The sequence below is a fragment of the Frankia sp. R43 genome (assembly GCF_001306465.1).
Lineage (GTDB): Bacteria > Actinomycetota > Actinomycetes > Frankiales > Frankiaceae > Parafrankia > Parafrankia irregularis.
In genome coordinates this window covers 305466-330788 of record NZ_LFCW01000001.1, presented here as the reverse complement: position 1 = coordinate 330788, position 25323 = coordinate 305466, and the positions used below count along the sequence as shown (strand labels likewise).

10 protein-coding genes are annotated in these 25323 nt (G+C 74.6%); 5 read left to right on the top strand and 5 right to left on the bottom strand.

Translation table 11 applies throughout. The features are described 5' to 3' along the window. Positions 1 to 35 precede the first annotated feature (35 nt). Positions 36 to 3254: a hypothetical protein gene (locus ACG83_RS01070; protein ID WP_054564286.1), complete on the top strand. Its 3219-nt coding sequence runs from the start codon at positions 36 to 38 to the stop codon at positions 3252 to 3254. Between the two features lie 22 nt (positions 3255 to 3276). Here the strand turns inward: ACG83_RS01070 and ACG83_RS01065 are convergent, their stop codons facing one another. After that, a complete protein-coding gene (locus ACG83_RS01065; protein WP_054564285.1) occupies positions 3277 to 4818 on the bottom strand; it encodes an MFS transporter in 1542 nt (513 codons plus the stop codon). A gap of 54 nt (positions 4819 to 4872) precedes the next feature. On the opposite strand from ACG83_RS01065, the gene ACG83_RS47545 reads away from it, so the two are divergent. The 4 genes from ACG83_RS47545 (at position 4873) to ACG83_RS01050 (ending at position 9015) form a co-directional block, all read left to right on the top strand. Further along, a complete protein-coding gene (locus ACG83_RS47545; RefSeq protein ID WP_255354675.1) occupies positions 4873 to 4995 on the top strand; it encodes a hypothetical protein in 123 nt (40 codons plus the stop codon). A gap of 7 nt (positions 4996 to 5002) precedes the next feature. Further along, complete coding sequence (locus ACG83_RS01060) at positions 5003 to 5866, top strand: SGNH/GDSL hydrolase family protein (protein ID WP_054564284.1); 864 nt, start codon at positions 5003 to 5005, stop codon at positions 5864 to 5866. A 77-nt stretch (positions 5867 to 5943) separates the two neighbouring features. Next, a complete protein-coding gene (locus ACG83_RS01055) occupies positions 5944 to 7944 on the top strand; it encodes an Hsp70 family protein (protein WP_054564283.1) in 2001 nt (666 codons plus the stop codon). 396 nt (positions 7945 to 8340) lie between these two features. Beyond that, the gene (locus tag ACG83_RS01050) at positions 8341 to 9015 is read left to right on the top strand and encodes a sigma-70 family RNA polymerase sigma factor (protein WP_054565324.1); all 675 of its coding nucleotides are present in this window, start codon (positions 8341 to 8343) and stop codon (positions 9013 to 9015) included. Between the two features lie 117 nt (positions 9016 to 9132). Here ACG83_RS01050 and ACG83_RS01045 read toward each other — a convergent pair whose 3' ends face one another. The 4 genes from ACG83_RS01045 to ACG83_RS01030 all read right to left on the bottom strand — a co-directional run bounded on the left by ACG83_RS01045 (position 9133) and on the right by ACG83_RS01030 (position 18172). Next, positions 9133 to 13044, bottom strand: a complete 3912-nt coding sequence (locus ACG83_RS01045; protein ID WP_054564282.1) for an AAA family ATPase — start codon at positions 13042 to 13044, stop codon at positions 9133 to 9135. Next, positions 13041 to 15347, bottom strand: coding sequence for a hypothetical protein (locus ACG83_RS01040; RefSeq protein WP_054564281.1), 2307 nt, complete (start codon positions 15345 to 15347; stop codon positions 13041 to 13043). Before ACG83_RS01040 ends, ACG83_RS01045 begins: the two co-directional genes overlap by 4 nt. After that, a complete protein-coding gene (locus tag ACG83_RS01035; RefSeq protein WP_054564280.1) occupies positions 15299 to 16618 on the bottom strand; it encodes a hypothetical protein in 1320 nt (439 codons plus the stop codon). Before ACG83_RS01035 ends, ACG83_RS01040 begins: the two co-directional genes overlap by 49 nt. 153 nt (positions 16619 to 16771) lie before the next feature. Continuing rightward, the gene (locus tag ACG83_RS01030; protein WP_152991222.1) at positions 16772 to 18172 is read right to left on the bottom strand and encodes a hypothetical protein; all 1401 of its coding nucleotides are present in this window, start codon (positions 18170 to 18172) and stop codon (positions 16772 to 16774) included. Between the last annotated feature and the right edge of the window lie 7151 nt (positions 18173 to 25323).

The window sequence follows — 25323 nt, the reverse complement described above, 5'->3', positions numbered from 1 at the left end:
TCATGCACCTGGCGTGACCACGGGTGGGGTGGGGAGTGGCGGGTTCACCGGATCGGCGCGATGTACCGGACGTCGTTCGCGACGTCGTGGCGTTGGCTGGCGGCAGCGGCAGCGGCAGCGGCGGCGGCAGCAGCAGATGGTGGTGGTGGGGAGCCCGTCCGGTTGTCTCGGCACCGGTCGTGTCCGACGAGCTCGCGGCGGCGGTCGCGGCCGCCGTGCCCGGTGCCTGGGTGGTGCGGGTGCCACGGGCCGACGACCGGCGCGTCCAGGACGCGATCGACGAGGCGCTGCGCGGGGCGGGCTCGGCGGCTCCGGACACACGGAGGTACGACGATCTCACCGCCGCGCTGCGGCGACCGGCCGGAGCCGTCAGTGGATCGGGCGGAGCCGGCGGTGGATCGGGTGGCGGAGCCGGTGAGGCGGAGGATCTCCTCGACCGGCGGCGGATCGCCGCGCGGCGGGAGCGGTGGAAGCACGCGGTGGAGCCGGTCGTCCTGCTGTGGCTCGGTCTCGCGAGCCTGGGCGCCTCCCTGATGAGTGCCGCCGACGTCAGGGAGTTCGGCCAGGGGGACCTCGCGTACAACCTCGGCGCCGTCTGCCTGGGCACAGGCATGCTGCTCATCGCCGCACGGCTGCTCGCCGGGCTGTGGCGACTGGCCCGTGGCGGCATCCGGGCAGTACCGACGGAGCAGGAACTGGCACAGGCGCTCCTGCGTGACCTTCGGTACGACGCGCGCCGCTTCTTCCCCACCGGCTGGTTCCGCGCGCGTGACGTGCCGGGGCGCCTGCCGGTCCTGCTCGTGGCCACGCCCGCGGACGGCAGGCGGCCGGTCCTGCTCGACGAGTACCTCCGCTGGCATTCCCCGCGGCTGCCCCGATGGATGTGGTGGATCGTCGCTGCCGCTCGCCGGCCCTCGGCGATCGTCGTGACCGACCATCCGATGCCGGCGACCGTGGACCAGCAGATCCGTGCCGCCTGGCGGCGACGCGCGCAGGGCCGTTCCTGGCTGCGGGCGCGTCGCCGGGCCCTGCGAGGCCTGCCCGCGGCCGTCGTGACCTGGTGGAACAGCCTGCCGGGCCCGGCATGGTGGCGGCCGGGAGCCGCCGCGTTGGCGGTGGCTCGCCTGCGCTTCGCCAGGCGCTGCCGTGCCCGGCTGGCCGGCGGGTTCCTCGCGCTCCTCGCCCTTGCCTGGCCGCGGCGGGCCCGACCGCGGCTGCGCCGGCTGACCGCGTATGCCCTCGTGTCAGTCCTGACGGCGACGGCGCTGTACATCCAGCGCAGCCCCAGCCAGCCCTACTGCCTGCGGCCCATGGCCGGCTCGGAGCAGGACCTGTCGACCGACAGCGCCGGGGACGAGTGGATCGGCTACCGGACCTGCCTCGGCTGGAGCCAGCTCGCCGGGAACGTCGCCGGTGGGGCGGTGTCCGCCGTCGCCGCCCGGCTCGCCGTGCGCCAGCCGGGCCCCGACGACACTCCCGACCTCTTCGACGAGGACCTGATCTACCGGGAGAACAAGAGAGTGCGACAGCTGGCCGGCGCCCAGCGCCCACTCGTCACGGTCGCGCTGATCACCTCTCTCACCTCCGCCGCCCCCACCAGGGCGATCCGGTCGGTGGTGGCCGAGCACGAGGGCCTCGCCGGCGCCTACGCCGCACAGCGGCGGATAAACAGCGCGCGCAGCACCCACCTGCCGTACGTGCGTCTCGCCATCGTCAACACCGGCGACCTCACGGTCCGCCGCGGCACCGAGACCGCCATCGGCGGACATCTGGAAACCCTGACGAAGAAGCTGCGGCAGCTCGCCGCGGACCCGACGCTGGCCGCCGCCGTCATCACCGTGAACAGCGTGGCGCAGGTGCAGGACGCCCTGGGCGCGTCGCTCGGCGCCGCCGGCGTCCCGATGATCAGCCCGACGATGAGCGCGGACGGATTCGGGGAGCCTCTCGCCCGCGCCGTCGGGCGCGACGACGACCTCGCCACGGGCGCGCCCGGCACCTCCCCGGCTGGTACCTCCTCGCCCGGTACCTCCTCGCCCGGCACCTCCCTGACCGGTGCCGCGCTCCTGAGCGCGGCTGCCGGCGCGGCGGCGCCCCGCCCGCAGCCGATGTTCTTCCAGATCAACTCCACCAACGACGACCAGGTCCAGCTGATCTACGAGTACGCCCGCAACCGGAACGAGCCGCTGGCCTTCTTCTTCCCGGTCACCGACGCATCGCAGACCGAGCCGGCCGCCGACGATCTCTATCTGACCTCGCTGTACTGCGACGTGCGGCGGCGGCGCCTGTCGTCACACGTCCAGGAGCTCTCCGGGGGGGCCGCAGGCCTCGGGAAGGCGCGGTCGACCTGCCCGCCAGCGCCCGTGGCGGTGGCAGCATCGATCCCGGCCGCACCGCCGGTGCCGGTCTCCCTCGTACCGTGGTCGTCGGACCGGCCGCTCTCCGAGACCGCCCGCGTCGCCTGCCCGCCGGAGACACCCGACGTCCAACCTCGAACGGCCTCGGCCTCGGCCTCGGCCTCGGCTTCGGGTCCGGGTCCGGGTCCGGGCACGGCTACGGCTACGGCTACGGAGGAGACGTCCGGTGCTGGGCGCCCTGTGGTCTTCTTCGGTGGGCGGTACACGGATTTCGCCGAGTTCGCCCAGGCACTTCGTCTCGCCTGCGGATCCAGGATGCCGCAGGTGGCGGTCTCCGACTCCGCGGGGCGTTTCCTGGCGGACCGGGAACTGGCCCGCCATGTGCCGCACGGCGTGCAGGTGCTCATCGCCTACCGGGGCCGCACGCTGACCTGCGCGGGAATGGCCGGCGCCGGTGACACCGGCGTCGGCGCCGGCGGACAGCAGCTGGACTTCTACGACGACATCCGCGCCTACCTGGGCCGCTGCGCGGGGCCGGGAGCCCACCCGGAGGACCGCTGGCTCGCCGGCGGGTGGGCGGCGTTCAGCTACGACTCACTCCTGCTGATCAACGACGCGTTGATACGAGCGGGTGTTCCACCCACCGCGTCGGACGCCCGCGGACGGATCCTGGGCTGCCTGCGCGGCCCGGCGGCCGGAGTCTGCACCAGCACCGACTACCCCGGCGTCTACGGAACCATCCAGCTCGACGGCAACGGTGTCGGCCGGCCCCCCGCCGTCCTGCTGCGGGTCGAGGACCTCACCACCGCCTTCGACTCGCCCAGTCAGGTGAGCGTCGTGGGTACCTGTGCTCCCACGGCGGCACCGTGCGACGCCCGTTTCCCGACGGACGTCCGGTAGCGGCAGCCGGGTGCGCACGGCGTCATGGCCGCGTGTCGGCCAGGTTCTGGACCGGCGGCGGTGTCGGCATCGACGCCGACGCAGCCTCCGCAGCCTCCACCGACGGCGACGGCGACGGCGATGCTGGCGGCGGTGTGGGCACGGTTGTGGTTTCCGGGCGGTTCGGGCGCAGCAGGAGGCCGGCACCCGCCGCGGCGAAGGACAGCGCGGCCATCAGCCAGTAGATGTGCTCGTAGGGCGTGAGGGGATCGCTCCCGGCGCGGCTCTCGAGGAGCATCGCCAGTGCCGCGATGCCGAGGGCGCCGCCGATCTGGCGGGCGGCGATGTTCAGGCCGACGGCGGCGGCGAAGCGGGTCGGGTCGACGGACAGCGCCGCCGCGCTCGACGAGCCGACGGAGATGGCGCCGATCCCGAGGCCCAGGCCGAACCCGCCGGGCAGCCACGCGGTGAGGAAGCTCGGCTCGGCCGGGAGCCACAGCGCGAGCGCGCCGGCCGTCGCCGCCAGCGTGAGCGCGCCGGCGACGACGAGCACCCGCGGTGACGCCTGCCGCTTCGATCGGCTGATCGTGATCCCGACCAGCGCGGAGAACACCGCTCCCGGCGTCATCGCGAGCCCGGCGCGCAGCGCCGAGTAGTCCCAGACGCTCACCAGGAACAGCACGCCCAGCAGCAGCGACGCGAAGAGGAACGCGCCGAACAGGGCGGAGACCGCGTTCGCGGCCGCGTAGGTGCGGTTGCGCCAGAGGCCGACCTCGATCGCCGGGCTGGGATGGCCCGCGGACCGGCCGATGGCCACCAGTGTCGCGGCGCCGCCGCCGATCAGGCAGGCGAGCGTCGCCGGGTCCGCCCAGCCCCACCGTTCGGCTTCCGTCAGCCCGAGGACGAGGGCCGCGATCCCACCGGTGAGCAGTGCTGTCGCCGTGGCGTCCGGGAAACGTCCGCGCTGGGTGGCGGCTGTCTGGGTGTGCGCTGGAGTTGGAGTTGGGGTGGGGGTGGCGGTCGGCAGCTGCCGGGCGCGGGCGAGCAGCCAGATTCCGAGTGGCACGTTCACGCAGAACAGCACCCGCCAGCCGACGGCGTCGACGAGAACTCCGCCGACCACCGGCCCGAGGACCGCCGCGAGACTGGCCGAGGCGCTCCACAGCGCGATGGCCGCCGCCCGGCGTTCGGGCGCGGTGTCGGCGAGCACGATCGCGAACGACGCGGGGATCAGCAGTGCCGCGCCGACTCCCTGGGCCGCGCGGCCGACCAGCAGGGCCGCGAACACCGGGGCGACGGCGACGAGCAGCGACGCGGCCGTGAACACGGCTGCGCCGATGAGGAACAGCCGCCGGCGGCCCAGCACGTCGGCCAGCCGCCCGGCGGGTGCGAGCAGCGCCGCGAGGGGGATCGCGTAGATCGTGACCACCCAGGACACGGACGTCACGCCGACCTCGAAGTCGTGCGCCAGGTCCGGCACCGCGAGGTTGGTGATCATCGCGTCGAGGAAGGCGAGGAACGAGCCGCCGCAGGCGAGCAGGAGCGGCGTCCGTGCGGATGGGGGAGCAGGGGCTCGGGAGCTCATGGCGGCAATTTAGCGACCGAACGTTCGCACTTCAATAGCGAACGATCGATCGCTATGCTGATGGCCGCGGCGGGCTCACGCTTCGCCGTCGCCGTGCTCGACACGGTGCGCGGCGTCCCTGTGGTGCGCCGCGGGGATCTCCGGCCGAAGACCTTCTCGACGCAGACGGGAACGTGAGGCAGCAATGAGCGACGACCTCGGCGAGGCGGATGCGCAGGTGGCTGGTGACCATGTGCCTGGTGGTCACGTGTCTGGTGACCACGTGTCTGGTGACGACGCGCCCGGTCACCACGCGCCCGGTCACCATGTGCTGCCGACCGCCGAACGGCAGGACAGGTACATCGCCACCCCGGAGCAGACGGACATCCTGCTCAGGGCCGCGACCTGGAACCGGTACGCCGCCCTCGGCGACTCGATGGCCGAGGGCATCCTCGAGCCGCTGGACGGCTACGACCCGACCTGCTGGGCGGACCGGATCGCCGCCGCGCTCCGGCGCGTCCGGCCCGGGCTGGCCTACCTCAACACCGGCCGCCGCGGCCAGCTGTCCACCGAGGTCCGCGAGACCCAGCTGGGAAAGGTGCTGGACTTCGGGCCCGACCTGGTCACCGTCGTCTGCGGCGGCAACGACATCCTGGCGCCGGCCTTCGACCCCGACGTCTACCGCGAGAACCTCGACGCGATGGTCGGCGCGCTGGCCGGGGCCGGCGCGACGATCTTCCTCTACAGCCTGATGGACATCACCGCCGGGCTGCCGGAGCTGGCCGGAATCCGGCCGCGGCTGGAGCAGCTCAACGACGCGACGCACCAGATCGCCCGCGGGTACGGGACGATCTGGGTCGAGCTGTGGGCACATCCCGCCGCCGGTGACCGCGACGCCTACAGCTCCGACAGGATGCACATGTCCGCCCGCGGGCACGGGCTCATCGCCACCCGGACGATCGAGGAGCTCGGCCACCACCTCGAGACCGGGCGCACCCGCCCAGGAGAGACGACCGAGACCACCGGGATCGTCGAGGCCGTCGCGCTCGTCTCCCAGGACGCCGGGTGAGATGAACCTACCGGCGACACCGGGCGCCGCTATCATTCGGCACGGAATCGTGCGGTTAAGCCCCGGGAGCGGCCACGGTGGATTACGGTCTCGGCGTCGACCTCGGGACGACCTCCACGGCTGCGGCCATCGGGCGTCCCGGGCGGATCGAGATGGTCGGCCTCGGTGGTCGCGACCTGCTCACTCCGTCCGTCGCGTTCGCGGCATCCGATTCGAGCCTGCTCACCGGCGACGCCGCCGACCGGCAGGCGCGCCGAGACCCGGGCCGGGCGGCGTGGGAGTTCAAACGCCGGCTCGGTGACCCCACTCCGCTGCTCCTCGGTGGCGCGCCGTTCTCACCGGTCCGGCTCCTGGCCGCCGTGCTGGCCGACACCGTCGCGGCCGCGACCGCGCGGATCGGCCACCCACCGGCGCGGATCGTCCTGAGCCGGCCGGCGGTGTGGGGGCAGTACCGGCTCGAACAGTTCGACGAGGTGCCCCGGCTGGCCGGTCTGGACGCTGTTCGGATGGTGACCGAGCCCGAGGCCGTGGCCATCTACTACGCGCTGGGGGAGGACAACGTCGCCGCGGCGGCGGATGCGCTCGCGGGCGTGGGTGCGGGTGCGGGTGCGGGCGGCACGGCGGCAGGTGGGCTCGCGGGTACGGCGGGTGCCGGGCACCCCGCGGGGCCGGCCGGGGCCGGGCGCCAGCAGCTGGCCGACGGCAGCGTCATCGCCGTCTACGACCTCGGCGGCGGCACCTTCGACTCCGCCGTCCTGCACTACGAGGACGGCAGGGCCCGCGTCCTCGGCACCCCCGAAGGCGTCGAGTGGCTGGGCGGCGCGGACTTCGACGAGGCGGTGTTCCAGTACGTGGACCGGGCCCTCGACGGGGCCGTGTCCGCGCTGGGGCCCGTGGCCGGACCCCTCGGCGACCTCGCCGCCTCCGGCACGCTCGCCGCCTCCGGCACGCTCGGCGGCTCCGCGCCGACCGCCGCCGACCCCGTCGCGCGGGAGGACGCTGCCGCGCTCGCCCGGCTGCGGTCCGACTGCATCCTCGCGAAGGAGGCGCTCTCCTTCGACGCGGAGGCGGTCATACCCGTGTTCCTGCGCACCGTCCGGCGGGACGTCGAGATCACCCGGGCGCAGTTCGAGGAACTGATCCGCCCGGCCCTGAGCTCGACCGTCGAGGCCCTGCACCGGGCCCTGCGGTCCGCGGACGTCGAGCCTGCGGACCTGACCGCGGTCCTGCTCTCCGGCGGCTCCTCGCGCATCCCCCTGGTGGCGCGGATGGTTGAGGAGAGCCTGGGCCGTCCCGTGATCGTCGACACCCACCCGCAGCGTACCGTGGCTCTCGGCGCTGCGCTGCTCGCCGCCGGGCCTGCGCCTGTGCCGGGGATGACGCCCCGGCCGACGATCTCCGTCCCCGTCCGCACCACCGCCGTGTCGTCTCCGCCCACGGACGCCCCCGGGCCCGCACGCCCCACGGACGGGCACGAAGCCCCGGCACCGGCTGGGCCCGGCTCCTCGCCGTCGTCGCCGTCCGGGGAGAACCCGAGGCCATCGGTGACGGCGGGAGCGCAGGCCTCCGGCCCGGCGCCCGCGGTCGCCGAACCCGCGCTCGGAGGGGCCGCGGCCAGCAAACCTGCGGCGAGCAAACCTGCGGCGAGCAGGCCCGCGGCGAGCAGGCCCGCGGCTGCCGGGCAGGCCGGTGTGCCGGCCGCCGTACCCGGCAACGCGGGAGATTCGGGGAAGGGCGAAGCATCACCGGATCCGGGGGATCCAGCGGAGCCGGGAGATTCGGGGGAGCCAGGAGATTCGGGGGATGCAGCCGCCGGTGCTGGACCGGCAGCCGGCGGGAACAGCGGCATGCCCGCGGCGGCACAACCGCTCGGGCGCCGTCTCGTGCTCGCGGTTGTCGGCCTGCTCCTCGCGGTCGTCGCCGGCGCGGTCTATGGCTACACCCACCGCGACACCGCGTCCTCCGCGCCGGCATCAGTGCTGGAAACCCCGGGTGCCGGCGTTCCGCAGGCTCGGGCCCTGCCGCCGACCGCAAGTCGTACGAGCTTCGGGTTGTCGTTGCTGCCGAGCAGGATTTGACGATTTCGGTTGTTACCGCCGCGCGGCACAGGCAGTTCACCTCAAGAGCGGCAAAAGGGGCGCAGGTTCACCTGGCAACCCGCAAGAAGTAAGGATTTTGGTCGTTGGGACTAAAATCGTTCACTCTTGCGACTCGCCAAACAGGGCTATCGGGCGCTCGGAGGTCCGGCCGCGTTCGTGGAGCGCGAACCTCCCGCCCACCGACCAACGATCTCGATCGGTGCTGATCTGAGACAGCCTCTGGGCGGACCAGAATCCTCACTCTTCGACTGGCTGTGCCCAGGGTCGGCGGTGGTCGGCGGGTAGGGACAGCCCTACCCGGAGCGGGGGTGGGCGTCACCGGGTGGAGGGTCCGCTCCCTGTCGGGGCATGCCGCTTCTCCGCGACGTTTACCGCATGCTTTCCGACAGCGAACCTGACATCACCGCGCCTGCGGCTCTGCCCCGGGAGCAGGTCTTCGAGGAACTCGTGCGGACCCATCGCGGGCCGCTGCTCTCCTACGCGACACGCCTCACCGGCGGGGACCGCGGGCGGGCGGAGGACGTCGTCCAGGAGACGTTCCTGCGCGCCTGGCATCATCTGGAGCGGCTGACGACCCAGCCGGGCTCGGTACACGGCTGGCTGCGCCGGGTGGCGCACAACCTGGCCGTGGACGGCCACCGGGCCCGGCAGGCCCGTCCCACCGAGCTTGAGCTCACCGCCGACCACGCCGACATCGCCATGCCCTGGGACACCTGCGAGGCCGTGGTCCTGTCCGTGGTCGTCGAGGAGGCCCTGCGGCAGGTCTGGCCCGTCCACCGGTCCGCCCTCGTCGAGGTCTACCTGCACGGGCGGACGTCGGAGGAGGCGGCGGCACGGCTCGGAGTGCCGGTGGGGACGGTGAAGAGCCGCGTCCACTACGGTCGGCGTGCCCTGCGCCAGGTCGCGGACCAGCTCGGCCTGGGCCCCGGCCACACCGCGGCCCGGCCCACCTCCGCCCGCCCCTCCGCCCGCGTCGCGGTCCGGCCCGCCTCCACCGGGCACCACTCCCGCCGGACCTGCGGCGGACGGCGCGGTACGCCGACATCCTGACGCCGGTCGACCCGCCCCGGCCGGGGCCGGTTCCGGCCCGGCCGGCCCCTGCCCGGCCCCGGCCCTGCCCGGCCCCGGCCCTGCCCGGCCCCGGTCCTGCCCGGTCGGGCCCGGCGATCAGCGCAGCAGGGCCGCGGCGACATCGCCGGGCAGCAGCTGCTGCAGGTCGTCGACGGTGGGCGCCGGCATCCGGCGCAGGCGGCTGGCCTGGCGGGTGATGACCCGGTCGAGCATCTGGCGGGCGTAGCGGCCGTTGCCGAACGCCTCGTCGCGGCGCAGACCGTCGAAGTGCTCGCGCAGGGCCTGCAGGGTGCCGCCGTGCGGCTCGTAACCGCTCGCCTGGGCGAGGCTTTCGAAGATCGCCACCAGTTCGTCGGCGGAGTAGGAGGCGAAGCGGATGCGATGGCTGAACCGGGACGCGAGGCCGGCGTTGCCGGCGAGGAACCGGTCCATGTCGGCGGTGTATCCGGCGGCGATGACGACGATGTCGTCGCGGTGGTCCTCCATGAGCTTCACCAGGGTGTCGATGGCCTCCCGGCCGAAGTCGGCGCCGTCGCCGCCGGTGGCCAGGGCGTAGGCCTCGTCGATGAACAGCACGCCGCCGCGGGCGGAGTCGAAGACCTCCGCGGTCTTCGCCGCCGTGTGCCCGACGTACCGGCCGACGAGGTCGCCGCGGGAGACCTCGACGAGCTGACCGGTCCGCAGGACGCCCATGGCCGCGAGCAGCTCGCCGTAGAGCCGGGCGACGGTGGTCTTGCCCGTTCCGGGCGGCCCGGCGAAGATCAGGTGGCGGGAGACGGCGGGGGCGGGCAGACCGGCGTCGGCGCGGGCCTGCGCGGAGGCGACCAGGTCCACCAGGTCGGAGACCTCGCGCTTGACCTCGGCGAGTCCGGTCATCGCGTTCAGGCGGCGCAGCAGGCCCTCGACGACGCGGTTGCGCTCCGCCGCGGCGTCCTCGGCCTGCGGGCCGACGGTGTCACCGAGATCCTCGGGCAGCAGGCGGGCCAGTTCGAGGTCGGGGGCGTCGGGGGTGCGGGCGAGCCGGTAGGCCTGCCGGCCGAGCATCGTCTCGAACAGCTGGCGGGCGGCGCGGGCGTTGCCGAACGTCTCGGTGCGCGGCACCTTGTCGAAGTGGCGGCGCAGCGCCTCCCTGGTCTCGTACTCGAGGGCGTAGTGATGGTCGCGGCACAGGCGTTCGACGATGGTGACGAGCTCGGCGCTGCTGTAGCTGTCGAACTCGATGGTGCGGGAGAAGCGGGACTCCAGACCCGGGTTCGCGGCGAGGAAGGAGCGCATCTGCGGGGAGTACCCGGCGACGATGACGACGAGCTCGTCTCGCCGGTCCTCCATGAGCTTCACGAGCGTGTCGACGGCCTCCCGGCCGAAGTCCTGGTGACCGCCGTCGGACGGGGCGAGGGTGTACGCCTCGTCGATGAACAGGATGCCGCCGATGGCCTCCTCGAACTTCGCGGTGGTCCGCACGGCGGTGCCACCGACATGCTCGGCGACGAGGTCGGCGCGTGCGACCTCGACGAGCTGGCCGGTCTCCAGGACGCCGAGCGCGGCGAGGATCTTCCCGAACAGACGCGCGACGGTGGTCTTGCCGGTCCCGGGCGGGCCGGCGAAGACCACGTGGCGCGACATCGGCGGGGGCGCGTGCAGCCGTGCCTCCCGCCGGCGCCGCGCGATCTGGTGCAGCCCGACCAGGGTCGCGACCTCGCGTTTGACACCCTCCAGGCCGACCAGCGCGTCCAGCTCCGCCAGCAGCGCCGCGACCTGCTCCGACTGGTCGCCGGTGGCCGCCGGGCCGCCGCTGCCACCGCTGCGGCTTCCATCGCCTCGACCGCCGGTGCCACCGCCTCCGCCGGTGCCACCGCCTCCGCCGGTGCCACCGCCTCCGCCGGTGCCACCGCCTCCGCCGGTGCCACCGCCTCCGCCGGTGCCAGCGCCTCCGCCGGTGCCAGCGCCTCCGCCGGTGCCAGCGCCTGCGCCGGTGCCGCCGGCGCGATCTCCGCGATCGGCGCCGCCGTCAGCGCCACCACCGGCGCCGCTGATGCCGCCGGGGCCAGCGCCTCCGCCGGTGCCGGTGCCGGTGCCACCGCCGCTGGAAGTGACGGGGGCGGACGGGCCGGACGGGAAGACGGGACCGCGCGGCGGGTCGTCGTCGCGCACGGCATGGTCGGAGGGGCCCGGAGCGTATGCGTCGGCCGCGCCGTTCGCCGCGCCGGCAGTCGGCGGGGGGACCGGGGTGCGGGCGGGCGCGGACGTGGGCGCGGGAGCCGGTGTGGGCAGCACGGGACGGTTGTTGTGACCGGTGTCGACTCCGCTCAGTCGCAGGTTGGACGTCCGGGCGACGACCTCGACGCCGTCCCCGCCGTTGCCGCGCGACAGCCCGCCGACGACGGACACCTCACCGTCCGTCTCGACCAGCAGGCCGGGTCCCTCGTTCGCGGCCAGGTCGACGTCGGTGATCGTGGCGCTGCTGCCGGGCGCGAGGACGAGACCCGGGCCGCGGGTGTCGTGGACCCGGGCACCGGCCATCCGCGGGTGCGCCGCGTCACGGACGACGATCCCGACGGTGCGCGCGCCGTCGACGTCCACCGCCGCCAGGCTCGGGGTGGCCCGCTCGCGGATCTCGACGCCGACCCGGCAGCCGACGACCCGCAGGTTGCTCACCTCCAGCCGGGTGTCGCCGGACAGCTCGACGCCGGCCCGTCGGGCGCCGACGACCTGGGACTCCTCCAGCTGCCCGGCGCCGCCGACAGCCCGCACCCCGTGGTCGACGTCGGTGATGTCCAGGCCGCGCAGCCGGGGCGCGGCCGCGTCCTCGATCACCAGCCCCGCCGGGCTGCCGTACACGGCGGTGCCGTCGAACAGCGCCGCCGAGCGGGCGATCAGCAGCGCGCCGGCGTCCCCGCAGGACGCGATCTCCCCGCCGGTCAGCTGGGGGCGTGCCGCCTCGGTGGCGACGAGCCCGGCCGCCCCGCCGCCGCGCACCATGCAGCCGTGCAGTTCCGGCGCGGAGCGGCCGGTGGCGTGCAGGCCGTGGCCCTCCGGCGTCTCGACCAGGCAGTCGACGAGCATCGGGGCAGCCTGGTCCAGGGTCATCAGCGCGTGCCCCGCCGTGCCGCGGAACTCGCAGCGCTCGAGGGTGGGCCGGGCATCGTCCGCCGCGTAGAGGCCGACGAGGCCGCGGCCGACCCGGGTGTCGGTCAGGCGTGCCCGGGAGTCCTCGCGGGCGAGGATGCCGACGCCGCTGCCCGCGTCGATCCAGCAGCGCTCCAGCAGCGGACCGGCGGTGCCCGCGGTGAGCACGCCGATCCCGCCGGCCACCGCGATCGAGCAGGAACGCAGCACGTGGCCCGTGCCGCCGACGAGCACGACCGCGTTGCCCACGCCCGCGCCGCCGGTGCCGCCCCGGGAGCCGCTCTCGTCCCGTCCCCCGCCCCCGCCCTGGGCCGGCCCCCCGCCCAGCGTCGCGGCCCCGCCCTGGGTCGCGGCCCGGGTGACACCGCGGCCCCGGCCCGCGTCATCGCCACCGCCGTCCCCATCGCCGCCGGTGCCGCCGACGATGATCTCGACATGGGTCAGCTCGGCGCGGCCGCCCTCGGCGACGACACCGGCGCCGGTCTCGTTGGCCAGGCGGCTGGCGTGCACCCGCGCCTGTCCACCGCGCACATGCAGCAGTGCCGCCGTGGACGCCTCGACGTCGCAGTTCTCCAGGGTGAGGTGACCACCCGCCACCTGCACCAGCGGCAGGTACTCGTCGCCGCCGCGCAGCCGGATGCCGTGCAGGCGGACCTCGCCGTCGGCGCACAGCAACGCCGAGCCGGGCGGCACCTCGACGGTCACCGTGCCGAGGCCCTCCTCGGCGACCAGGACGACGTCGCGGGTGAACACCAGCGCCTCCCGGTACACCCCCGGCCGGATGGCCACCGTGTCCCCGGGGCCGGCGGCGAGCAGCGCCCGCGCGAGCCCGCGCAGGCAGTCCTCGTCGGTGGCGGAGACGGACAGCACGCCCGCGGTCATTGTGGCTCCTCGGCTCTCTCCCCGCCCGGCGACGGGACGTCCCGACTGTGTGGTGGCACATCGCCGCCCTCGGGCGCGTAGGGACGGTCGCCGTCACCGAGGCCGATGAGCGGGCCGGCCGTGCGACCGGGCTCGACCGCGCCGGGAGACGCCGCGGCGAGCGGTCCCGGGGCGGGCAGCTGAGCGAGGCGGGCCACGAGTTCCCGCAGCCGACCGCGGGCGCGTTCGTCGAGAGCGTCGTCGGCGCGGCCACCGAAACACTCGCGCAGCAGAACCCAGACCGGGCGCGATGGCTCCCCCGGCGGCTGCCCTGCCGGCCCGGTGCCCGCCGGGTTCCCCGGGCCTGTGCCTTCGTACGGGTGCCCGGCTCCGCCGCCGGGCAGGACGTCGAGCACGACGAACCGGGTGCCGGCGGTGAACAGCGCATGGTCGGCGGGGCTGCCGAATTCGCCAGATCCGCCAGACCCGCTGGGGCCGCCAGAACCCCCGGGGCTGCCAGGACCGCCGGGGCCGGCCGGCTGCCCGGGTGATCCCAGCCGGTCCGTGCGCCGAGCGGTGGCGGACCAGATCGCGTAGCACACGGTCTGACCGGGGACGGTCCACGGCGTCGTCGAGACCCTGAGGAACCCGGGCTCCGCCAGGATCTGGCCCCGGCGCAGGCCGGTCGCCAGCCGCGGGTCGGCCAGCGCGGGCCGGAACACCGGCCCGGCGGCGGCCGGCAGCCGGCTCAGACCGGCGGCCGCGCAGCGGGCCAGCAGCAGCGCACCGGCGCGCTCAGCCTCCCCGGCCCCGGCCCCGCCCGCGGTCGCGGGCGCGGGCGTGCCACGCAGGACGGAGTCGACGAGGCCCGCGGTCATGACGGGTGAGTCGTCGCCGGTCCGCGCCGCGTCGTCGGTGACCGCGGCCGACAGGTAGGCGCGCAGCGCGACCAGGCCGGACAGGACGTCGACCGAGTCGGACACCGACCGCAGGCCCGGCTGCAGGGCGAGCATGCCCATGATCGCGCGCGCGTGTGCCTCGTACCGCCAGCCGAGGAGCGCGCGCAGCAGTTCGCGGTCCGCCGGCGTCGCGCCGGGCCGCACGGCGACCCACGGCAGGAGTTCGACCGATTCCGCCCGCGGCCCGACCGGCGGGGCCGACGGCCCTCCCCGGACGGGTGCCGGCCGGGCCGCGAGGGTCTGAGGCCGGGCCGTCGGTGACCATTCCGCGGGGGCCGGTGCGGTCCAGCGGACGACCGCGGGCAGTGCCGCCGGCAGCTGGACGGCCTGTGCGCCCACCGACATCGGCACGGGTACCAGCGCCGCCGCGACCACATGCGCCGGCTCCGCCCCGGCGGTCGCCCCCGGCACCGACCCGCGCACCGGCTCGGCTGTCGGCTCCAGCCCGGCCGCGGACGCCGGCTCAGCCGTCAGCGCCGGCGCCTGCACCGCTTCGGCTACCCGCAGCGGTTCGGCTGCCGGCAGCGGTTCGGGGGCGGTCGGGGCGTCGTGGGTGCCGTCGTCCAGGTCCACGGCGCCCCAACGCCGCAGGGTGCCGCCCGTGAACACCATGCCGGGCAGTTGCCAGAGGCCGGTGTCGGCGGCGTGGACGCTGACCCGCAGATGGGCCGTCAGTACCTCGGCGAGACCCGCCAGCAGGGTCTCCGACGGGCATGGCCGCGCGACCACCAGAACGGGGCGGTGGCCCCACTCGTGGCAGTTCTCGATCACCTGGGCCAGCGTCTCGGGCGCCACCGGCTGGCCGTTCGCCAGAAAGCCGGTCCGCTCGGCACCGAGATGGACGACGAACAGGCCCGGCGGAGCGAGCGGGAGCCGCCCGGGATTCGTCCAGGCGGGGACGAAGAACCGCCCGGCCGGTGTGCCGAGGCTGCCATCGAGGAGTTCACGCACCGTTTCGTCCACCGGCTCCGGGCGGACCGGCGGCCGCCGGAACGGGGTCCCGTGCGGCGCGAGCGCCGCCGGCGTCACCCCGGTGGCCGTGGGACGTCCCGACGCGTCCCAGGAGACGGCGGTGCCGCGCAGCGGCGCGGACACGTCCGGCCTGCCGCGCCCGCCGGGCCGCGCCCGCGCCGCCGGTCGTCCTGGCGTGATCCGGTGTCGGGCCGGCGATGACTGCCCGGGCCTGGCCCTCGGTGACGTGGACGGCCAGGCGGACGTGAACGCCTCGGCGAATTCGTGCGCCTCGGCGAATTCGGGCGGCTCGGCGGACGTGGGCGGTGAGTCGGGCACGGAACGCGGACGCAGGGCGGTCAGCGTCATACCGAGACCGGTCGTGGAGGGCCGGGCGTCCGCGAGACGGCCCACGCCTCCTCCTCGGCGCGCTCCGCCTGCAGGAGGAGGTGGGCGAGCACGCGGTGCTGCGCCACCTCGTCGACCGGCTCTGGCGGCAGCCCGGACCGCTCGATGTGCCGGAGCAGGTCCGGATCCGGGGCGAGGCCGTGTTCCTCCAGGTAGTAGCTGACCGTGTCGGTCCAGATCCACTGGCCGTCGGTGCGCAGCGTCATCGGAACCACCTCGCCGCGCGCCGGATCCAGCAGATCGGGCAGGCGCGCGGTCGTGCCGATGACCGGTCGTCCCGCGTGGAGGTAGGTCAGCAGGTCCTCGCGGCGCCGCGGGTCGTCGATCCGGGGATGGTCGACGGCGAGAACCGGGCTGCCGCCCACCGGGTCGACGTCGTCGAACACCCGCGCCACCTGGATCTCGCCGGCTGCTTTCCGCGCCCACAGCAGCGCACCGCCCAGGCGGGCGAGCACCTGGTAGGCGGGCACGTCGACGCCGGCCGGATGCACCTCGACCCGCGGGTCGGGCTCACCGGCGGCGACCAGAGCCTCCTGCAACCGTGCGGTCACGGCCACTGCCGCATCCGAGAGCGGCTCGAGCGTGACGACGAAGACCCGCCGCGGCGGCGGCCACGACATCCCCCAGGCCGGCAACCGCCACGACCGCCAGACACCGAGAACATCCGGCTCACCCGCCGCCGCCGCGACGGCCGCCTGGTCAGCCACATCGAGCGCCGCGGTGGTGGCGGTGGCGGCGGTGGTGAGATCGAGGGCCAGGGCGACCGGCGGGCCGGGCAGCGCGGGGTCCGTGGCGAGGAACTCCCAGGCACCGGGCTGGCGTTCGCCGAGCGGCAGCGCGGCCAGCGCACGCAGCAGATCCGGGTCGGATTCGGCGGCGGCCAGCTCCTCGCGGATCAGCGGGATCTCTCCAGCACAGACACCGAGGTGCCCGGAGACCGCCGCGAAGGCGAGCGCCCGCGCGACGTCCAGCCGCCGGCCGGCGGCGAGCCACGTCCGGGCCTGGAACAGGAGATCGTCGGGCAGGTGGCCCGCCAGCCCGAGCAGCGTCCAGTGCCAGACCCGGGTCATCTCCCGGTGGTACGCGGTGGACTCCGCCGTGGTGGCCCGGGCCGCCGCGTCCACCGAGGATGTCGCCGCTTCGGTGGACGCATCAACGTCGCCCCCGGCGCCGATCCCGGCATCGGCTCCAGCCCCAGCCCCGGCCCCGGCGTCGTCGTCGGCGGCGGTGGGCGTCGGCGCCGAGGACCAGTCCCACCGCTCCGGCGCCAGGGACATTGCCACCTCCGTGTCTCGTCGTCGCCGCGACCTGTCAGACGCGACCTGTCCGATGCGCCGGTCCGACGCGCCTGGTCGAACGCGCCGTCAGCGGTCGCGGTACCGGTTGCGCACGGTTCCTACCGAGAACACGTCCCGGCAGGTCATGACGGTTCAGGACGGATCAGCCGGTCCTCGTCCCGGGACCCGACGCGCCGGGGCGGCGGTCTGCGGGACGGCCCACGCCTCGTCGTCGACGGGCACCGCCTGCAGGAGGAGGTGGGCGAGCACGCGGTGCTGCGCCACCTCGTCGACCGGCTCGGGCGGCAGCCCGGACCGTTCGATGTGCCGGAGCAGGTCCGGATCCGGGGCGAGGCCGTGTTCCTCCAGGTAGTAGCTGACCGTGTCGGTCCAGATCCACTGGCCGTCGGTGCGCATCGTCATCGGAACCACCTCGCCGCGCGCCGGATCCAGCAGGTCGGGCATGAGGGCGGTCGTGCCGATGACGGGCAGCCCCGCGTCCAGGTAAGCCAGCAGGTCGTCGCGTTGATCAAGATCGTCGACCCGCGGGCGGTCGACGGCGAACGCCGGGCCGCCCTCCGGATCCACGTCGTCGAACACCCGCGCCACCCGCACCTCGCCGGCGGACCGGCGCGCCCACAGCAGGGCACCGCAGACCCGGGCGAGTACCTGGTAGGCAGGCGCGTCGACGCCGGCCGGATGCACCTCGACCCGCGGGTCGGGCTCACCGGCGGCGACCAGAGCCTCCTGCAACCGTGCGGTCACGGCCACTGCCGCATCCGAGAGCGGCTCGAGCGTGACGACGAAGACCCGCCGCGGCGGCGGCCACGACGTCTCCCAGGCCGGCAGCCGCCACGACCGCCAGACACCGAGAACATCCGGCTCTCCGGCGACGGCCGCGACGATCGCCCGGTCGACCGCATCAGCCCCGTCGGCCCCGTCGGCCACGGCGAATGCGGCGTCGGCCGCGGTCATGTCGTCGGCCGCACGGCCGCCGGGCGCCGTCCCGGCTCCGCTGCCCGCCCCGTCGCGGCTGCCCGCCGTCATGGTGAGGTCGATGGGCAGCGAGACCGGCGGGCCGGGCAGTGCCGGGTCGCTGGCGAGGAACACCCAGGCGCTGAGCTGGCGTTCGCCGAGCGGCAGCGCGTCCAGGGCCCGCAGCAGATCCGGGTCGGTCTCGGTGGCCGCGAGCTCCTCGCGGATGAGTGGAACCTCCCCGCCACCCACGCCGAGCTGCCCGGAGAGCACGGCGAACGCGACGGCCCGCGCGACCTCCAACCGGCGGCCGGCGGCGAGCCACGCCCTGGCCTGGTGGAGCAGCTCGTCGGGGAGGTGGCCCGCCAGGTCCAGCAGCGCCCAGTGCCAGGCCCGGGTCATCTCCAGGTCGTACGCGGTGACCACCGCGGTCGCGTCCACCGCGACCGTCACCTCCACGGACGCCGCCACTTCGCCCGCTGCCATTTCACCCGCCGACGTATCGCCCGCTGCCAGTCCGCCCGCCGGCGTGTCACCCGCCGGGGTGGCCGCCGCATCCGCCTCCGGCGCCTGGGACATCGCCATCTCCGTGCCACCTCCATGTTCGCCGCGGCCTTGCTTCGACCGTGTCTCGGGCGCGGCTCCTGCCGGGAACACGCCTCCTTCGGTGAGTGCGGTTCACCTTCCGGGGCCCGGCAGGGGTGTGGGACGGCCGGACTCAGCGAGCTGACGACTCGCGCTCGGGCGCTGCCGAGCCGTCCCTCGGCGCCGAGGCGGGCTGCGCCGCGGTGTTCGCGATCAGGGCGTCGTACTGGTTCTGCCCGTTGTAGCTGAGATAGACGGGTTGACCGGGTGCGAAGCCGGCGGGTGAGGGCAGGTCGAGAAGAGCGAGAGGGCTGTTCCGGTCCTGCGGGCGAGTGGGGCGGACGATCACGAGGTTGATGTTGAGGGCCTGCGCGACCACGGCGGGCACCTGATCGAAGAGCGGAGTGTTCCGCAGCCGCGGGGATCGGATCGCCATCCCGACGAGGTCACTGATCATCATGCCCCTGGGTGGAATCAGGTTGTTCAGCTCGGGGACTCGCTGCAACATGCGATTCCAGGCGGTACCGAACGGATTGCCGATGATCGCGGCCTCCGCGCGCTGCCGGAGCGAAGACCAGGCGAAAAAGCTGGACGGCGCCGGTTCGCCGAGGATGCCGGCGAGGGCCGCGGAGTTGAGCCCGTCGAGGAGGCCCTGGACGATCACGCGGTGGCTTCCGTTCACCGGGTCGTCCAGCTGTGCCCGCAGTGACCTTCCGGTTCCTCCCGCAAACCAGCGGAACAGGCGTTCGCGCAGGTCTGTCGGAGTCGTGTTGTCGAGCGAGGTGCCCGGGCGCTGGCTGAGCACGCTTGTGATCAGTGCCGTGAAGAAGCCGCCGTCGTCGGTGATCGGGACCGGCCTGAACTGGCGGTCACCGACGACGATCTCTCCGGATCCGGTGCGGGAGACGGGCGGCGGGGACTGCGACGCCGGGGATTCGGGCAGTGGGCCGGAGTCCCCGGGCACCGGGGGCGCCGGGGGCACATCGGGTTCTCCCGGAGTCCGCGGCGCCGACGGTTGCGGTGCATCCGCGGGACGGTCGGCGATTTCGGGTACTGACTGGCCGGCGCTTCCGGGCTGCGGCCCGACAGGGCTTCCGGGCTGCGCTCCGGCGGTGCTCTCGACCGGGGGCTGGCCAGTACTCCCGGATCGGGACTCGGTGGCGTCGATCTGGTCGGCTGGTGCGGCCTGGTTGGCTGGGGTCGGGTAGGCGGGGGGTGGGAAACGTTCGTTGGTCCAGGCTGTGAGCTGGCGGAGTGCCTGGTCCTCGGGGGTGGGTGCCGTGTCTGGCGGTGTCGCGGGCTCGACCGCGGCCGGTGGGGGCGGGTCGTCGGCGCCGAGCGGGCGCAGCGCGGAGTACTGGTGGTCGGCCGGGTCGGAGGTGAGGTCGGCCGGCCGGCCGGATTCCTGGCCGAGGAAGACATGGACTTCCGGCGTTCCGGCAGTCCCTGTTGTCCCGGTTGTTTCGACTGCCGGAACGGCCTCGGCTGTTCCAGGTGCGGATGTGGAGGTTCCAGGTGCGGGTGTGGCTGTGGGCGCGGGTTCGGATGCCGCGGTCAGCGGGCCGGTGATCCGCAGCGGGACCGGCGGTTCCTGACTGACCGAATCCGCGGTGTGCAGTACCAGCCGCACTCCGAGCCCGTCCGCGATCATGTGCAGGAAACCGGCCGCGGCCTGCCACCCTCCGCCATAGGGACCGGCGGCCCGCAGCTCGGCCGCTTCCAGCTCGGTCACTGTGGGCACACGACCGTCCGGCCCCCGCAGGGCGGAACGGATCGTCACCGCGAGGATGAGCGCTTCGGCGGGATGTCCGCCCGCGAGAAGTAGCGTTTCGAGTCGATCCCAGTCCGGGTGAGACGGGTCGGACGCGAGAGCCGCGACGACGCCTTCGGTCTCGGTGGCCGGTGCGCCGTCCCCGGTGGTCAGACTGCGCAGCTCGTCGGGGCTCAGGGCGGCGAGTACCCGGTCCCGGAGAAGATCGGTCCCCGGGCGGGTGGCGCCGGGGTGCAGCAACGGTGCGATCGCGTTCTGATGGACGTCGGCGAGAGCAGCCCGCAGCCGGGCCAGAACCGGCTCCGGTGCCTGCAGGAAATGACGGTGGATCTGCGCGAGTACGGACGCGGGAAGCTGAACGGCGGCACTCGCGAGAACGGCGGCGAAAAGACCGCCCTGGTCCTGGGGGTGACCGGTGGGGACGGGCATGATGCGGGCCCGGGTCCCGTCCGGGAGGGTGATGATCCCACCGGGGCCGGCATAAGGGGGCTCAGGCCGCGCGATCACGGCTGCTTCGGGGGCGAGTGGCAGGTTCCGGGCGACTTCCAGGCGGAATCGGTCGAGCCGCTCAAGGTAACCAGGCGGAAGCGACGGGGCGGGCCCGGGCGGCGCGGAATCGCCGGCGGGCGGGTGTGCGGTCGAGGTGTCCTGGGGGTACGTGGCGCCGTCGGGCGACGCGGATGTGGCCGAGGCGTCCTCGGGCGATGTCGGCGTGGTCGAGCCGTTCTCGGGGTGCGTGGTCCGGGCGGGCGGCGGCAGGGGCGTGTTCGGGGTGACACCCGCGGGCGGGACGACCCAGATCGCCAGCTGATCCGGGGTGATTTCCACACCGTGGACACGGTGTGCGGCCGTCACGATGAAACGTGCCAACGCCTGCGGCACAACGGGATCCGCCCGATCGTTGACGCGCAGCACCGGTCTGCCGTCGGCGGCGCTGTCGACCAGGACGACGAACCTGCCGTTCTCGGCATCCCGTGTCAGGCCGGGGGGCAGGTCGCTCGGCGGTATCGGGTCGCCGGTGGAACGCAGATCGAGGGAGACCGGATGGCCGACCCCCCCACCCGCCGGCCCGGGCGGGTCGGGGACGGGTGCCAGCGGCCACTCGTGGACGGGAGACCGCGCCGAGGCTCGCGTCCGCACCGGCAGGTCCAACTCGATCGAGAGCAGGACCGGGAACGTGTTCAGCGGACGCTGCCGGGGCGACGGCATCGGCTGCGGTGTCACCAGCGCGATGCTGCTGAAGGCCACGGCATCCCCGGTGCTCGGTAGATGGCGCTGGATGAGGGCGGCGAGCTGTTCCGGCGGGAGGAGGACGGGGCCGTGCTCGTCGAGCCGCACGGTCACCTGGCCGAGGTCGCCGTTGACCAGCACCTGGAACACACCGTCGACCCGTTCCACAGCCCGGGGCGGGGTGCGGTCGCCGATGGGGTCGGTCAGATCGATGGCGTAGACGCCCCGCTCATCGGAGTAGACCGTCACGGGGATGTCGGAGACGGACGCGCCGGCCAGGTACCAGTCGGAGAAGTCCAGGTTCGGGAGCTCCAGGCCGGTGCTGATCGGGACCACCCGGCCGGTCAGGCTGTCCTGCAGGTGGGTAGCGTTCGGGGTGGTGTTCGGGGTGACGTCCGGTGACGTCGCCACCACCCGCGCCCAGCGGTCCGCGATGACGTCACGTTCGGCGGGCACCGGACGCGCGTTGTGACCCACGTAGATCGTCTCGCCGCCGAGCAGCACCGAGACCTCGCGCGCGAAGGCCTCGAACGCCCTTTCCTGCACGGGAGTGAGCGTCCGGGTGGTGACCATCCGAATCGTTTCCGGCGGCGGCTCCGGTACCGGCGTGTTCCGCCCCGGCGCCAGCCCCGACTCCAGCCCCGGCCCCGGAACCGGTGTGCCCGGCTGCGCCTGTCGCGCCTCGAGCTGGACCTGTCGCCGGCGTGTCTCACGGTCGGCGCGGACGACGGCGGCGACCTCCCCGGCGGTGATCGCGCGGAGGCGGTCGGGCTCCCAGGACGGATGTCCGGCGAAGTCGGTGTGCACCACCAGCAACGGCGGTATGCCGATCGCGGTCTCCAGCGCGGCGAGGCCGGTATCCCAGACCTCCAGCTCGGTGGCGGTGGCGGGCTGGGTGGCGTGCGACCCGAACATGTACGAGCCGTTGCCGTAGGCCCGCGGGACGTCCGTGCTGGTCGCCTCGGTCAGGATGCCCTGGACGCTCACCGTCACCTGGGCGGGGGGGTGGTGCCGGGGTGCGACGATCTCGAGATCCGGGGTGGGCGAGCCGCTCCGCCCGGGGCTGGCGGTGCGGGGCCGTCGCTGGGCGCGGCCCGGTACCTCGTGCGGACCGAACGGCGCGGCGTCGGAGCGGATGCGGGCGACCGGGCGGCGGAACGCCTCGGCGAGCGCCTGGACATCCGCGGCGAAGACCGCCGTGGCTTCGTCGGCCGTGGGCGGCGGCGACCAGAGCACCAGCGCGCTGATCGGCTCACGCTGGGCGGCTGCCACCTGCTCGATCAGCGCTGGCATCAGGTCCGGGACGAGGCGGTGGACCGTCCCGTCGCTGTGGGTGAGGCCGAGGTGGCCGTCGGGGAGGACGGGGAGATCGAGAACGAACGCCGAGCGCGGATAGGGAAGATCGGTCCTGCCGGCGGCAGGGTTCACCTCCGGTGTGGCCGGTGAGGCGAGGCCGTGGAAGGCCATTGGCATCCAGACCGGGGCGCCCGGTGGTGAGAGCCGGCCGATCGGGTCGGTGACCAGCGGTACCGGCTGGCCCTCCGGGTGGTGCAGCACCTGCCAGGGTGCCGGCCGGGGCGGGAAGCCGGTCACGTAGCTCGGGTCACCCCCGAGCCGGAGCAGCAGGGTCGTGTCGTCCGGCGGTCCGAAGACGAAGACGCCCGCGGCGGCGCCGACCTGGGCCCAGAAGTCGCGCTCCTCGCCTGTCGGGTCGTCGGTCACGATCACGAGTGGCTGGCCTTCCCAGCCGTGCGCGGTCAGGAAGGCGGGTACGGCGACGGCTGGCAGTTCCTCCCTGCTCCCGTCGAAGTAGCTGACCTCCAGGATCGGGGTGCCGTCGCCGGCGCGCCGGACTGATCCGCCCCGCACCTCGAACCGGTCGGTTCGCGCGGCGATCCCGGCCGGGGCGGGCAGATTGCCGCCCCCGGGCCACAGGAGAACGACACCGGCGGCGGTGCGCGCGACGGCGGCGGTGGTGCGCCGCCGGAGCCGGCCCTGGACGGTCTCCCAGCGGCTGGCGTTCAGTTCACGGGCACGTCCTGTCGTCTCCCAGGAACCTGTGGCGGCGGTCCTGCCCGCACCGGCGGTCGTGCCCGCGCCGGCGGTGGTGACGACGAGATGTGGAGAGCCGGCTGCGACCGGCCCGCCCGGGGGAAGGTGGAAGGAAGGTCTGCTGTCGGGGGCCGGCATCAGGATCTCGATCTGATGCCGGTCCGTCAGGGTCGCCAACGTCGCTCTGGCGTCACCCGGACCGCCCGCGGCCCAGATCCGGATGTCGTCGCCCCGCCAGCCGTTGTCTCTCAGCCAGGCGGCGAACTGGTTGGCACGTCCGGGCAGCGGCTCGAGGTTGCCGCGGGTGGACCGCAGTCGCGGGCCGGCGGCGTCGGTTCCGGTGGTGTCCGGCAGGACCAGGTCGAACAGTCCCGGGGTCGGCCCGGCCTGGGCCAGCAGGCGCAGCGCCGGGAGTGCGTCGAGGTACTCGTCGAGGGTGAGGGAGGCCAGGCCACCGGGCCAGATCACGGGCCCGCCGATCTCGAACACGAGCCAGCCGAGGTCGTTCGTCATCAGCCAGGTCGGTGGGGTGACCACCGACGCGTCGCCAGTCTGTGGCCTGGCCATCCGCCAGGCAGCCGGCGTACGCGCCCGGAGGCGGCCGTCCTGGATCTGCGGCTGGCCGCCCGGGTGGGGTGCCCAGAACTCCGCACGCAGGCTTTCGGCGAACTCGGTCATCTGGCCCAGCAGCGCCCGCTCCCGCTCCCGCTCCACGTCGTCCGGATAGAGCGGGGCCACCCAGAGCTGGACGGGGCCGCCGCGCCAGCCCGCGTTCTCCAGCAGTCCGCGCAGGATGTCCGGAGTGACGTCCAGGCCGTCCACGCCGGGCAGGCCGGGCATGACGTCCAGGACGGGCAGCACGATCCGGCCGTCCCGGCCCCGGGGCAGGAAGACAGTGGTGATCCGGTCACTGGGCCGGAGGCGGGCCGCGAGCTCCGCGGTCTCCGCGGTGAAGACGGTTCCCCGCGTGGCATCGACCTGGACCCCCGGCGGCAGCGGGCGCACCGCCTCCACCGGGCCGGCGGGCTCCGGATCCGTCCCGGCCGCGGGGGCGGGGACGGGAGGTACCGCGGGAGCAGCGACCGTCGCGGGAGCGGCCGGTGCCTCGGGAACCGCGGAAGCGGCGGGTGCCGCGGGAACGGCGGGTGCCTCGGGAACCGCGAGAACGGCGGGTGTCTCGGGAGCGATGGGGAGCGGGGCGGGGTCGCCGTCGACCTCCGTCTCGGCCAGGGAGCCGTCGACGTCCAGCCGCACCTCGGTCGGGAGGCCCTCGGCCCGGGCGCCGCGCCAGCCACGGGGCGTGACGATCGTGAGGTGCGGTGTGCTGCGCGGGGTGCCCGGCGCGCCCGGCCGGCGGGCGGCCGCGCCCGGGACGTACAGCTCGGCGAACGGGTCGGCCCCCCGGTCGATGCGTGCGACGGGGCGCCCGAGCGCGTCGGCGAGGTTCTGGACCGCCAGTTCGAAGGTGGCGGCCGGCCCGTCGGAGCCAGGCGGAGGCGACCACAGCACGAACGCCGCCACCGGCTGGCCATCCTGGCGCGCCGCCACCGCGGCGACCAGGACGGGCAGGAGGTCCGGGCCGAGCGGGCGCACCGAGCCGTCACCGAACAGCAGCCCGAGGCGGCCGTCGGGCAGCACCGGCAGATCCAGCGCGAAGACCGAGTCCGGGTAGGGCAGCATCGAGTCCAGGACGAGGCCGTCGAAGGCGTGCGCGGTCGACGAGGCGAGGCCGGGCGAGGTCATCGGCAGCAACATCGGGGCGTCCGGCGGCGACAGCCGGCCGAACGGGTCGGTCACCAGCGGCGCCGGAACACCCTCCGTGCTGTGCAGAAGCTCCCAGCCCGCGAGGTCGCGGGTGGTGAGGGCGCCCTCGGCGAGGTCTTCGAGGCTGTCCAGGGCGTCTGGGTCCAGCGCGTTGCCAATCAGGAACGGGGCGCCGTCGGGCCAGGTCAGCAACCTGGCGGTCGCGGGTGGCGCGAAGACGAACGTCCCGGCGGCGGCGCCGACCTGGGCCCACAGGTCGCGCAGCGCGGGGCTCAGCCCGTCGTCTCCGATCACCAGTGGCTGGCCCGTCCACCCGAGCGCGGTGAGG

Coding starts and splice junctions, on each gene's coding strand:
- ACG83_RS01045 (WP_054564282.1), bottom strand. CDS start 13,044: ATGACCGCGGGCGTGCTGTCCGTCTCCGCCACCGACGAGGACTGCCTG.
- ACG83_RS01065 (WP_054564285.1), bottom strand. CDS start 4,818: ATGAGCTCCCGAGCCCCTGCTCCCCCATCCGCACGGACGCCGCTCCTG.
- ACG83_RS01030 (WP_152991222.1), bottom strand. CDS start 18,172: ATGTCCCAGGCGCCGGAGGCGGATGCGGCGGCCACCCCGGCGGGTGAC.
- ACG83_RS01035 (WP_054564280.1), bottom strand. CDS start 16,618: ATGTCCCTGGCGCCGGAGCGGTGGGACTGGTCCTCGGCGCCGACGCCC.
- ACG83_RS47545 (WP_255354675.1), top strand. CDS start 4,873: ATGCTGATGGCCGCGGCGGGCTCACGCTTCGCCGTCGCCGTGCTCGAC.
- ACG83_RS01050 (WP_054565324.1), top strand. CDS start 8,341: ATGCTTTCCGACAGCGAACCTGACATCACCGCGCCTGCGGCTCTGCCC.
- ACG83_RS01060 (WP_054564284.1), top strand. CDS start 5,003: ATGAGCGACGACCTCGGCGAGGCGGATGCGCAGGTGGCTGGTGACCAT.